The sequence below is a fragment of the Roseobacter litoralis Och 149 genome, from assembly GCF_000154785.2.
GTDB lineage: Bacteria > Pseudomonadota > Alphaproteobacteria > Rhodobacterales > Rhodobacteraceae > Roseobacter > Roseobacter litoralis.
Genome location: NC_015730.1, coordinates 2,944,148 through 2,955,523, shown reverse-complemented (window position 1 = coordinate 2,955,523; position 11,376 = coordinate 2,944,148). Strand labels below are relative to the sequence as shown.

10 protein-coding genes are annotated in these 11,376 nt (G+C 57.8%); 5 read left to right on the top strand and 5 right to left on the bottom strand.

The window, feature by feature from the left end:
* The first annotated feature begins 49 nt into the window (after nt 1-49).
* Together fdxA and RLO149_RS14065 are read left to right on the top strand one after the other, a co-directional pair.
* A complete protein-coding gene (gene fdxA, locus RLO149_RS14070; protein ID WP_013962766.1) occupies nt 50-388 on the top strand; it encodes a ferredoxin FdxA in 339 nt (112 codons plus the stop codon).
* Nucleotides 389-660: 272 nt separating this feature from the next.
* Nucleotides 661-1,173 carry a CarD family transcriptional regulator gene (locus RLO149_RS14065; RefSeq protein ID WP_013962765.1) on the top strand — a complete coding sequence of 171 codons (513 nt, stop codon included), beginning with the start codon at nt 661-663 and terminating at the stop codon, nt 1,171-1,173.
* Nucleotides 1,174-1,224: 51 nt separating this feature from the next.
* Here the strand turns inward: RLO149_RS14065 and cobS are convergent, their stop codons facing one another.
* A complete protein-coding gene (gene cobS / locus RLO149_RS14060; protein ID WP_013962764.1) occupies nt 1,225-1,986 on the bottom strand; it encodes an adenosylcobinamide-GDP ribazoletransferase in 762 nt (253 codons plus the stop codon).
* An 81-nt stretch (nt 1,987-2,067) separates the two neighbouring features.
* On the opposite strand from cobS, the gene cobT reads away from it, so the two are divergent.
* Nucleotides 2,068-3,081, top strand: coding sequence for a nicotinate-nucleotide--dimethylbenzimidazole phosphoribosyltransferase (cobT, locus tag RLO149_RS14055; protein WP_044025358.1), 1,014 nt, complete (start codon nt 2,068-2,070; stop codon nt 3,079-3,081).
* A gap of 14 nt (nt 3,082-3,095) precedes the next feature.
* Here the strand turns inward: cobT and RLO149_RS14050 are convergent, their stop codons facing one another.
* Nucleotides 3,096-4,979 (bottom strand): monovalent cation:proton antiporter-2 (CPA2) family protein, encoded by a 1,884-nt coding sequence (locus tag RLO149_RS14050; protein ID WP_013962762.1) that lies wholly within the window; start codon nt 4,977-4,979, stop codon nt 3,096-3,098.
* A gap of 22 nt (nt 4,980-5,001) precedes the next feature.
* Complete coding sequence (locus RLO149_RS14045; protein WP_013962761.1) at nt 5,002-5,457, bottom strand: Lrp/AsnC family transcriptional regulator; 456 nt, start codon at nt 5,455-5,457, stop codon at nt 5,002-5,004.
* Nucleotides 5,458-5,613: 156 nt separating this feature from the next.
* Here RLO149_RS14045 and hppD point away from each other — a divergent pair, with 156 nt between their 5' ends.
* The gene (gene hppD / locus RLO149_RS14040; RefSeq protein ID WP_013962760.1) at nt 5,614-6,708 is read left to right on the top strand and encodes a 4-hydroxyphenylpyruvate dioxygenase; all 1,095 of its coding nucleotides are present in this window, start codon (nt 5,614-5,616) and stop codon (nt 6,706-6,708) included.
* A gap of 10 nt (nt 6,709-6,718) precedes the next feature.
* On the opposite strand, the gene RLO149_RS14035 is transcribed toward hppD, so the two are convergent.
* Complete coding sequence (locus RLO149_RS14035; protein WP_013962759.1) at nt 6,719-8,923, bottom strand: hypothetical protein; 2,205 nt, start codon at nt 8,921-8,923, stop codon at nt 6,719-6,721.
* A 159-nt stretch (nt 8,924-9,082) separates the two neighbouring features.
* Here RLO149_RS14035 and RLO149_RS14030 point away from each other — a divergent pair, with 159 nt between their 5' ends.
* Nucleotides 9,083-9,772, top strand: coding sequence for an SIMPL domain-containing protein (locus RLO149_RS14030; RefSeq protein ID WP_013962758.1), 690 nt, complete (start codon nt 9,083-9,085; stop codon nt 9,770-9,772).
* A 65-nt stretch (nt 9,773-9,837) separates the two neighbouring features.
* Here the strand turns inward: RLO149_RS14030 and RLO149_RS14025 are convergent, their stop codons facing one another.
* The gene (locus RLO149_RS14025) at nt 9,838-11,136 is read right to left on the bottom strand and encodes an O-acetylhomoserine aminocarboxypropyltransferase/cysteine synthase family protein (protein ID WP_013962757.1); all 1,299 of its coding nucleotides are present in this window, start codon (nt 11,134-11,136) and stop codon (nt 9,838-9,840) included.
* Nucleotides 11,137-11,376: the final 240 nt, after the last annotated feature.

The window sequence follows — 11,376 nt, the reverse complement described above, 5'->3', positions numbered from 1 at the left end:
AATCTGTCATTTAGCAAGCGGTTAGCTATTCTATTCGGAAAGAGGGTCCATGACCTATATCGTGAACGACAGCTGCATTTCGTGCAAGTACACCGACTGCGTCGAAGTGTGCCCGGTTGACTGTTTTTACGAAGGTGAAAACATGCTCGTTATTCATCCCGATGAATGTATCGACTGCGGTGTGTGTGAGCCCGAATGTCCAGCGGACGCGATACGTCCTGACACCGAACCGGATATGGAGAAATGGGTCGAGTTTAACCGCAAATACTCGGAACTCTGGCCGGTGATTATCACCAAGAAAGATCCGCTGCCGACCGCAGAAGAGCGCGATGGTGAGACCGGAAAGCTCGAAAAATACTTCTCCGAAAACCCGGGCGAGGGCGGCTGATTCGCCGGTTTTCGTCGGTATCCGGACGCAACAGTTTCATTTTATTACAAGAATTCTGAAATGACGCTACGGCAGCTTTCGTTGTGGTGAATTTTGTGGTATAGGTTGTTGGTAAACTAACGACGGAACCGCTTTCCGCCCTGTCTCCCTGCGGGACATGGATTTGAAATAATCGGCATAAACGCACTGGATCGCGCAGCATCGCTGCTTCGGCCCTCGTGTGGTTTTGACTGTCGAAAGAGGGGCGCGCGCCGTCAGCTGAGGAATAGTGAATGACAAAATCGAAGAAACTTGATTTCCGCCCGAATGAATTCGTCGTCTACCCAGCCCACGGTGTGGGCCAGATACTCTCGATTGAAGAGCAGGAAGTCGCGGGTATCTCCCTTGAGCTTTTTGTGATTTCTTTTGAGAAAGACAAGATGACGCTGCGGGTGCCGACGCATAAGGCGACGGAAATCGGCATGCGCGCGCTAAGCAGTCCGGATGTGATCTCGCATGCGATGCGGACGCTCAAGGGCAAGGCCAAGGTCAAACGCGCCATGTGGTCGCGCCGCGCACAGGAATACGAGCAAAAGATCAATTCCGGTGATCTGATTGCCATCGCCGAAGTGGTGCGCGATTTGCATCGCACCGACGATCAACGCGAACAGAGCTATTCCGAGCGCCAGCTTTACGAAGCAGCGCTTGAGCGTCTGACCCGTGAGGTTGCAGCCGTGAGCGGTGGTGATGAGCTTGCCGCCTCTAAACAGGTCGGTGACGTTTTGGAAAGCCGCGTCGCTGCCTGAGTTGCATCCGATTTAGTAATAAAAAACCGCGCCTTCACCGGCGCGGTTTTTTTACGACAGCGCCATGATAAAGGTCAGCAAGATCAGCAGTTCGGCGACCAGCTGCGTCGCCCCCAGAACATCGCCTGTCTGACCACCGATTTTATGATGTGCGAGTTTGGCGGCTGCCAGCACAACTCCCACAACGACCAAGAGTGCCGGCAGGATCACAGGCCCCATCAAAACCGCACCAACCGACACTGCAATGAACAGGCCTAACAGCACAACGCGCAAGGCGGGTCGCCCAACGCTTTGTGACAATCCATCCCCGCGTGCATGTGGCACATAATGCATCATCACGGGCATCGCTGCGCGTGACAAACAGGCGGCAGCGACGACAGGCGCGATCCCTGTGGGCAGGAGAACGGCCAGAGCAGCCCACCGCAGCCCGCTTGTGACGATCAATGACAGGGTGCCATAGGTTCCGATCTGGCTGTCTTTCATGATCTCCAGACGACGGTCGCGATCAAACCCGCCCCAGAAGCCGTCCGCCGTGTCGGCGAGGCCATCTTCGTGCATCCCGCCGGTCGTCAGGATCAAGGCTGCGAGTGTCAGACCCGCTGCAATGCCTGCAGGCATGCCCAGAAATAGCGCCGCCGCGCCAACGCCGCCCGCGATCATTCCAAGCGTTGCCCCGACAAGCGGATAGGCCCAGACGCTGCGCGCGCCCCGCTCAAATGCAGCGGTTGGCAGGGCGGGCATGGGCAGACGCGTCAGCAGGCAAAAAGCAACCCCGATGTCGCGCATGAAAGACGGGATCATGTCGGATTTCATGCGCCTGCGGCCTCTTCACATCTTGCTGGTTGCGTCCCTTGGGGTAAAGAGGACGCGACAATCATGCAACGGGGTTCTGAAATGACGGCTGCTTTTTCCACACTTGATGAGGTCCGTGATATGCTCCGCGCGCTCCCCGAAAGCGACGCCAAGAGTTTTGATGCAGCGGCTGCGCGCAACGGTCAATTGACCAAGCCCCCCGGTGCCTTGGGTCGTTTGGAAGATCTGGCGATCTGGTATGCCGGCTGGCGCGGTGTCGCGACGCCCAAGATCGAGGCTCCGCAGATCATTGTTTTTGCTGGCAACCACGGCATCGCGGCACAAGGTGTGTCGGCCTTTCCGGCGGAAGTGACGGCACAGATGGTGCTGAATTTCCAGCATGGTGGGGCGGCGATCAACCAGTTGGCGGCGACATTCGGCGCTAAGTTGGATGTGCACGCGCTGACACTTGAGCAACCCACGGCGGATTTCACCCAAGCCCCGGCGATGTCCGAGGCTGAGGTGATCGACGCGCTGCGTACGGGTTGGCAGGCGGTTGATGAGACGGCTGATGTGTTGATCGTCGGTGAGATGGGGATCGGCAACACGACTTGTGCGGCCGCGCTTGCAGCGGCCTGTTTTGGCGGCGTGCCTGCCGACTGGGTGGGGCGCGGCACGGGGGTCGATGACGCGGGGTTGGCCATCAAGCAACGGATTGTGGCCGAAGGTCTGGCGCGGCACGCAACGGCGCATGACGGTCTGGAGAAGCTGCGCTGTCTGGGCGGGCGCGAAGTCGCCGCGATGGCGGGGGCCATCCTGCGGGCGCGCCTGTTGCGTATTCCGGTGTTGCTCGATGGTTTCATTTGCTGTGCGGCGGCGGGCAGTCTGATGCATACGGCACCGGATGCGCTGGCGCATTGTGTGGCGGGTCATTTGAGCGCTGAGGGATCGCATGACCGGCTGCTGAATGTGCTTAGGAAAGAACCGCTGCTGTCGTTAGGCTTGCGCCTTGGGGAGGCATCCGGGGCGGCGTTATCCTTGGGGGTATTGCAGGGGGCCGTTGCCTGTCTCAGCGGCATGGCAACATTTGCCGAAGCAGGTGTCGCCGCCGGTTGAGCCGTGCCGTCGGCTCACCCGTCGGTGTCTTTTGCGGAAATTGAGCGGCTCAATATGGCAGTTTCCAGCTCTTTTTGCAGCTCTTTGGCGCGCGCGACATAGGCCGGATTTTGGCTGGCAGGTCGCGATGGGTCCCAAAGATCGGCCAATTGCCGTATCGTTTTACGGTCATGATGGTAAAATACACGCTCGGCTTCTGCGGCTTCAAACTCGCTTAAGCCCACGTTTTCCAAGACATACCGACCCGCCCGGAGTGAGCTGTCAAACATCTCGCGCACAATATCGCTCGCCCCGGCCTGAAACAGGCGATAGACAAACGTGCGGTCACGGGCCCGCGCGATGATATGCAAATCCGGCCTGATGCTGCGTGCATATTTGACCAGTTTTATCGCGGCTTCAGGGCTGTCCATCGCCACAACCAACACCTTGGCATTTTCGATCCCGGCAGCGCGCAGAATATCGGGTCGGGTGGGATCTCCTAGAAACCCTTTGTATCCAAAGCGGCGCATGACGGCGATGGTTTCCATATCCTGATCCAATACAACGGTTTTGAACCCGTTTGCCTGAACCAGTCGATTGACGATCTGACCAAAGCGTCCAATTCCGGCGATGATGACGGGCCCTTCTTCGTCGATCTCATCGTCGGGAAGCTGCTCGACCTGTTCTTCCATGCGGCGGGAAAGGATATCGTAGATGATAAAGAGCAGTGGCGTGATCAGCATGGAAAGCGAGATGACCAGCAGCAGCGTTTCCGCAATCTCCAGCGGGATAACGTTTTGCTGCACCGAAAAAGACGTCAGTACGAACCCGAATTCGCCCGCCTGCGCCAGCCCGAGGGCAAAGAGCCACTGATCACGTCCCTTGAGCTTGAAGGCCCATCCGAGAGCAAACAAGATCAGGCCTTTGACGATGATGACCAAGAGCGCCATCGAAAGGATGGCGGGCGTATTGTCAAAAAGCAGCGGGAAGTTGATCCCCGCACCTACCGTAATGAAAAACAGACCCAGCAGCAGACCCTTGAACGGCTCAAGGTCGGTCTCAAGCTCATGGCGAAATTCTGAGTTCGCCAGAACCACGCCCGCCAAAAATGCACCAAGTGCCGGGGACAGTCCCACAAGCGTCATCAGAAATGAAATGCCCACGACAATCAAAAGCGCCAAGGCGGTGTACATCTCGCGCAGGCGCGCGGCGTGAATAAAGCGAAAGAGGGGACGCGTCAGATAGACGCCCGCAAAGATGACGGCGGCAATGGCACCGATCGTCACCAGCGTGACACCCCAGGCGGGCAACCCTTCGACCAGTGACAGGGAATGGTGTGCGTCGCCGGCGGCATGAGTGCCTGCGGTCAGTATGATCGACCCATCCTGCGCAATCTGCACGGGTATCGTGACGACAAGCAATGGCAAGAAAGCCAGCATCGGGATGACCGCAATATCCTGTGCCAGCAGCACGGAAAAGACATTGCGGCCCCCATTTGTCTGCATCAGGCCCTTTTCTGACAGGGTCTGCAGCACAATCGCGGTCGAACTGAGCGACAGGCTTAGCCCGATGGCCAGTGCCACGCCCCACGGCTGGTCATAGGCCATGGCGATCCCCATCAGCGCGAGCGTACTCAGCACCACTTGCAGACCCCCGAGGCCGAGCAACCGGTTGCGCATGTCCCACAGTGCGCGCGGCTCAAGTTCGAGGCCGATCAGAAAGAGCATCACAACGACGCCAAACTCGGCAAAGTGTTGCAAGTCCTGCGTTTCTGCGCCCACCAGCCCAAGGACCGGGCCGATAATAATACCCGCCGCGATGTACCCCAGAACCGAGCCCAACCCCAAGCGTGCTGCAATTGGAACGGCAATCACGGCTGCGGCCAGATAGATGGACGCCTGATAGAGGAAGCCTTCCATTGAGTCTAATTCTCCAGTCGGGTCAGGTTGGCAGCGGACCGTCGATTTTCAATTGATCCATCACGATCTGGCTGTGCACGCGTGAAATGGTAGGGTGAAATAGTAAAACATCCTGTATTAAGCGGTTAAAATCTGGCAAATCGGTGCAGTAGACGCGTAACAGGTAATCTGCATCCCCGGTCATTGTCCACGCATCAATGATCTGCGGGGTCGTGTTGATCAGCCGCGCAAAAGCGTTTGAATGCTCCACGCCATGGCTGGCGAGATGCACTTGCACAAACCCTTGTACCTGTAGCCCAAGCTGCCGCGGATCCAAACGCGCAACATAGGATTTGATGTAGCCTTCGTTCTCCAGCCGCTGACGGCGTCGGCCTGCCTGACTGTTCGACAGATGCAACAGGTCACCCAATTGCTGTGCCGTCAACTGCGCGTCGCGTTGCAGGGCGGCCAAAAGTTTCAAGTCAATGCTGTCCAGCATGATGCACGACCTCCGCATGATTTTAAGATGTCATGCGGCATTCCCGCAGAAATAGCGAGTATGTCCCTGATATTTGCGCAATTTTCGCGGCAAGAAACTGCTAATATTAGCCCCTATAGGCGTAATCATGCGCAATATCCGCAAGGAGTACAGGAAATGGGCCCTTTCCCGCACAATGCACCGAAATCACTAATCACGGATGACAATCCGGTTGGCACAGATGGGTTTGAGTTTGTGGAGTTTTCGCACCCTGAACCTGAAGCACTGCGCGCACTATTTGCGCAGATGGGCTATGCGCATGTTGCGACCCACAAAACGCGGCAGATCGAGCTTTGGCAGCAGGGCGACATCACCTATGTGCTGAACGCGGACCCCGAGAGCTTTGCGGCCGGGTTTGTGCAGGATCACGGCCCCTGTGCGCCGTCCATGGGGTGGCGCGTGGCAAATGCGCAGGTCGCGTTTGATCATGCCGTATCAAAAGGGGCTGTGCCGTATGAGGGCAGTGGCAAGGTGCTGGATGTGCCCGCGATCATTGGGATCGGCGGGTCACTGTTGTATTTTGTCGACCAATATCATGACACCAGCCCCTATAACGCAGAATATGACTGGCTGCAGGCTTCAAAACCTGCGGGTGTCGGGTTCTATTATCTCGATCACCTGACGCATAATGTGCATAAGGGCAATATGGACAAATGGTTCCGCTTTTACGGCGATCTGTTCAATTTCCGCGAAGTCCGGTTCTTTGATATTGCAGGGAAATATACCGGCCTGCTGAGCCGGGCCCTGACATCCCCTTGCGGGCGCATCCGCATTCCGATCAATGAAGATCGGGGGGAGGCCGGGCAGATTGTCTCCTACCTCAAAAAGTACAAAGGTGAGGGCATTCAGCACATCGCAGTTGGCGCGCGCGATATCTATGACAGCACAGATGCGATTGCCGCGCGCGGTGTGAAATTTATGCCCGGACCCCCCGATAGCTATTACGCCCTGAGCCACGAGCGCGTCGTCGGCCATGATGAGCCGATTGATAGAATGAAGGCGCATGGCATCCTGATTGATGGCGAAGGGGTCGTTGATGGCAATGAAACCAAGATCCTGCTTCAGATATTTTCTAAAACCGTGATCGGCCCGATCTTTTTCGAGTTCATTCAGCGCAAGGGCGATGATGGGTTCGGCGAGGGCAATTTCAAAGCCCTCTTTGAAAGCATCGAGCAAGAGCAGATCGACAGCGGAGAGATCGCCGCAGAATAACGCCCCGTTCTCAGCCGCGCGGCATTTTCAACACGATCGCGCGGCCACTTTTCTGGTATCGCAGCTCCGCATCGCCAATGGCGGATACCCGGCCCCCGTCGATCCGATCGCCGACCTCAACCTTGCGATATCGCCCATTGCTGAGCCGGACAAGCGCCCGTCTGCTGGAGGGTTTGCCATAGACACCGATCAGGTTGACCTTGCGCAGATTGATGGCGTTACGCACGGTGGCCTCTTTGCTGGCCGAAGCGCTGGAGGGAATCTTGGGCGTGACCACGCGGGGGGCGACACTTGCGGCCGATGCAGTTGTGACCGCAGAGGCGCTGGGTGCAGGTGTTGCCCGTTGAATTCTTGCAACGGTGTCTCTGAAATCCTTTGGCCGGACATCCGGTCGTAAGGACGCAGCGATTGCCCTTGCCGTAGCGCCGTCAAAATCGTCGGTTGATTGCGGTGTGATCAGCGCTTGTCCGCCCCCATTGTCCAGTGACACAAGACTCGCAGCCGCAAGCGCGTTTTCCTGTTCAGACTGTGGCCGCAGCCGTGGTCTGTATTCCCCCAGTTCTGAGCGCGTCAGACCGCTATAGGTTGCGCGTTCCGAGGATTCGATCAGATCAGCAGGGCGTACCTGTGGCCGGAAACTGGCCAGCCGCAGTCTTGTTGCGAGGTCTTCGCCCGGGTCTTCAACGCGCAACAAATTGGGTGGCTGTCGCACCGGGGGAGTTCCCTCAAAAATCCGTATCCCATCGGGGTTCAGGCTGCCTTCCGGTGTTGCAATCACCATGCCAGTGTCATCCAGCTCGAATACCGTACCGGCAGGCGCAGGCGAGGCGGGCGCGAGAAAACTCTGATCGCTGATCGATCCGGTAACAGCGGGCAGCGCAACCGCGTCGAAGTTCGGATTTATCGGGTCTATGCTGGTGATGTAGAGGTCTTCCAGACCGACGAGTGGCGGTGGGCTTGGCACCTCGGGCGCGAGGGGCCAGATGCCGCTGACTGCATAGTCCGCGCGCAGTTCATCCTCCGTTGGGGCAGGGGGCGGGGACAATTCAGTTTGGTCGGCGCCCCGCAACGCATCCAAAACGGCAGCATCTTCGTCCGTCAGATCGCGATTGAGCGATGCGAGGCTCACATCGTCTGGCTTTTCCTCGAGCTTTTGTGCGGCAAGGGGCGCTTCATCCACGAGGGGTGCTGTAAACTGCGCGGTGGGCTTGGGGGTCGACAGGCGTGCAATCAGGCTGTTGAAGCCGGTGCCAAACGCACCGCTGGCAAAGGCAGTGACACCAGCGAAAAGCACAATAAAAACAGCAACCAAAAGGCTAATTGACCCAAAACGGTTCGATAAGCTGTTGCTGTTTCTTGCGCCAAATACCGTCAAACGCTCAGCTTCGTTGTTTGGTTTTGTCACCGTTGGCGTCAGCGCAGGAGCCTTGGGGCGAGGTGGAACACGCGCCGGCTGTTCGGGCGGTGCTGCGTCAAAAGGTGCAGGCGGCTCGGCAAAACCGGGCGCCTCACTGGCAGGTGGTTGGACAAGACCGGCCGTCACACTCGGGTCAGGCGGATCCGTGCGAAAGGTCGGCACGGTGCGACGGCTCACAAAGCTGGGTCCCGGTTTCGACCTATTAATGACATCCGGCGTCGTCGGCATGGCTTCCAGACCGGTTTGCGGCGCTGTTTCCACGATCTGGATGATCGCTTCGTTGCGCGCGACGTCCTCTCCCGGTTCCAGAAGCCTGTGTGCGGCGTCGGTCATGCCGAAAAACGGCTCTTGCTTAAAGCTGTCGGCAACTGGAATAGCCACAAAGCTGACCGGCGGGAAACCATGCTCGAGCGCGAAAGCTTCGGCCTCTTTCAGAGTTTCCCCAGCGACTGCGGCGACCTGAGAAGTCGCGCCGTCGGTCTCAATGTCAAAGACGAGTTCAGACACCTCATAAGGGGTTGCCCCTTCCAGTGCCAACCGCGCTGCCGCATGTCGATCCGCGTCATCCAGCCCGGCGGTTTCAACAGTCAAATATCGTATCTGATCGTTGGGAATAACGAGTTTGCAATACACCTCGCCAGTGATCAGTGCCTTGGCCTTGCGTTGCAATCCTGCCAGATCTTCGGCAAGGCTCTCGGATGCCGGGTCAGCCTCACCAATAATCCGCCAGCCCGCTGCCGTGCGATGAAGCAGAAGGATACCGTCGTGGGACAGGGACAAGGCAAGGTTCGGTCTCATGGCGTGCTTGTTACCTGAAAAAGATTACGACCAATAGCGAATAGCCGGTGCGCGACATGATAAAGCAGGTCTTTGCCGAGGGAAAGGAAAACGGTGCATGCTCTTGTCTTATGGCCTCAGCATGGTCATGTTTTTTGCGTGGATCAATGGAGAATCTGGATGAAAAATCTGATCGTGGCGCTTGTGTTCGTGCTGGGAACGGTCCCGGCGGTTTGGGCTGACGCTGATCGCGTTATCACCACGACGGGACAAGGCGTCGTTGAAGCGGTGCCTGACATGGCAACCATAAATCTGGGCGTCACCAACGAGGCACGTCTCGCAGGGGATGCATTGCGATTGACGTCGGATGCGGTTGCGGCTGTTCTTGCGCAGCTTAACGAGGCGGGTATCGCACCGCGTGATATGCAAACACAGGGTGTGTCGTTGCAACCCGTGTGGAACCGTCGCAACCCGGAAAATGAGACGCCCCGTATCACCGGCTTCGTGGCGCGAAATACGCTGACCATACGCGTGCGGGACCTCGATACACTTGGCGGCATTCTGGATCGCGTGGTTCAGGACGGGGCCAACACATTCAACGGATTGCAATTTTCCATACAGGACCCGGAGCCCGCCATTGCGGCTGCGCGTCAGGATGCCGTCAAGGATGCCATCGCCAAGGCCGAGCAATTGGCTGAGGCGGCTGGTGTCGCGTTGGGACCTGTGCAGTCCATATCGGAAAGCGGTGGCGGTGGCCGACCAGTGATGATGGAGATGGCCTCCGCGCGGATGGCATCGGATGTGCCTGTCGCTGCAGGAGAGGTGAGCCTGACAGCCCGGGTGTCCATGGTTTTTGAGATACTGGACTGAACGTAGTTTGGTGATACGCAAAAGGGCGGCACGTGGCCGCCCTTCGCTGTTCAAAATACTGGTTTTCAGCTCGTTGCTTTGGAGAGCGCCTGATCAAGATCGGCGATCAGATCTTCCGAACTTTCGGTCCCGATTGAAATCCGGACGACGCCGGGTCCGGCCCCTGCCGCCTCTTGCTGCTCTTGGGTCAGCTGGCGGTGCGTCGTCGAGGCAGAGTGTGTCACGATCGATCTCGTATCACCCAAGTTTGCCACGTGGCTGAAGACTTCGAGTGCGTTCACGAATTTAATGCAGGCATCATAGCCGCCCTTGATCGCGAATGTGAAAAGGCCACCAGCCCCCTTCGGACAGATCTTTTTTACGCGCTCGTGGTAAGGAGACGAGGGCAGACCGGCATAGGTCACGTAGTCGACCCGCGGGTCTTTTTCCAACCACTGCGTGATGATCTCTGCGTTTTCCACGTGGCGGTCCATGCGCAGTGACAAGGTTTCCGTTCCCATCAATGTGTAATGCGCCGCCTGCGGGTTCATGGTCATCCCGAGGTCGCGCAGACCGATAGCAATCGAGTGGAAGGTGAACGCCAAAGGCCCGAAAGTTTCATGAAACTTCAGCCCGTGGTACGCCGGTTCCGGTGCGCTCAGCGACGGGAATTTGTCATTTGCAGACCAGTCGAACTTGCCTGAATCCACGATGCACCCGCCTGTGACAGTGCCGTTGCCGGTCAGGTATTTGGTGGTGGAGTGCACAACCAATGTGGCGCCATGTTCAATCGGGCGACACAGGTATGGCGTGGCCGAGGTGTTGTCGACAATCAGCGGAATGCCCGCCGCGTCAGAGATTTTGGAAATGGCGTCGAGGTCGGTGATATATCCGCCCGGATTGGCGATCGCCTCGCAGAAAACCGCGCGCGTGTCGTCGTTGATTGCGGCCTTCACGGCATCAAGGTCGTCGAAATCGACAAAGGTACATTCCCATCCGAAACGCTTGATCGTATGGCCAAACTGCGTAACGGTTCCGCCGTAAAGGCGGGTTGATGCCACGACATTTTTACCCGGCCCCATCAAGGGGAACAGTGCCATGATCTGTGCGGCATGACCCGAAGAGCAGCAGGCCGCGCCGACACCACCTTCAAGCGTCGCGATCCTTTCCTGCAGCACGGATACCGTGGGGTTGGTCAGCCGCGAATAGATAAAGCCGACTTCCTGCAGGTTGAACAGTGCCGCCGCGTGGTCGGTGTCGCGAAAGACATAGCCCGTTGTTTGATAAATAGGGGTCTGGCGTGCACCTGTTGCGGGGTCCGGGCGTGCGCCGGCATGAATTTGTAACGTGTCAAAGCCGTAGCTCGGACCTTTCGGGTCTGTCATTCTGGGTACTCCTGAAGGCTTGATTTGTCACATGGTTAGGCCAAGCCGCGCAGGGGTACAAGGGTGCAGCGACATGCCCGGTGCATCCAGAACCTGTACGCAACTCACTGGCGAAGGCTTCTGTCGCGCGCTGACACGAGGTGTCGTGACCCCCGCGGCATAGGCATTCCGGATCAAGGCCGAGCCAGCAGCATGTTGAGGGCGGTCAAAACATGATTGCCGCAGGGGCTTCGCATTTTG

Coding starts and splice junctions, on each gene's coding strand:
- fdxA (WP_013962766.1), top strand. CDS start 50: ATGACCTATATCGTGAACGACAGCTGCATTTCGTGCAAGTACACCGAC.
- RLO149_RS14065 (WP_013962765.1), top strand. CDS start 661: ATGACAAAATCGAAGAAACTTGATTTCCGCCCGAATGAATTCGTCGTC.
- cobS (WP_013962764.1), bottom strand. CDS start 1,986: ATGAAATCCGACATGATCCCGTCTTTCATGCGCGACATCGGGGTTGCT.
- cobT (WP_044025358.1), top strand. CDS start 2,068: ATGACGGCTGCTTTTTCCACACTTGATGAGGTCCGTGATATGCTCCGC.
- RLO149_RS14050 (WP_013962762.1), bottom strand. CDS start 4,979: ATGGAAGGCTTCCTCTATCAGGCGTCCATCTATCTGGCCGCAGCCGTG.
- RLO149_RS14045 (WP_013962761.1), bottom strand. CDS start 5,457: ATGCTGGACAGCATTGACTTGAAACTTTTGGCCGCCCTGCAACGCGAC.
- hppD (WP_013962760.1), top strand. CDS start 5,614: ATGGGCCCTTTCCCGCACAATGCACCGAAATCACTAATCACGGATGAC.
- RLO149_RS14035 (WP_013962759.1), bottom strand. CDS start 8,923: ATGAGACCGAACCTTGCCTTGTCCCTGTCCCACGACGGTATCCTTCTG.
- RLO149_RS14030 (WP_013962758.1), top strand. CDS start 9,083: ATGAAAAATCTGATCGTGGCGCTTGTGTTCGTGCTGGGAACGGTCCCG.
- RLO149_RS14025 (WP_013962757.1), bottom strand. CDS start 11,136: ATGACAGACCCGAAAGGTCCGAGCTACGGCTTTGACACGTTACAAATT.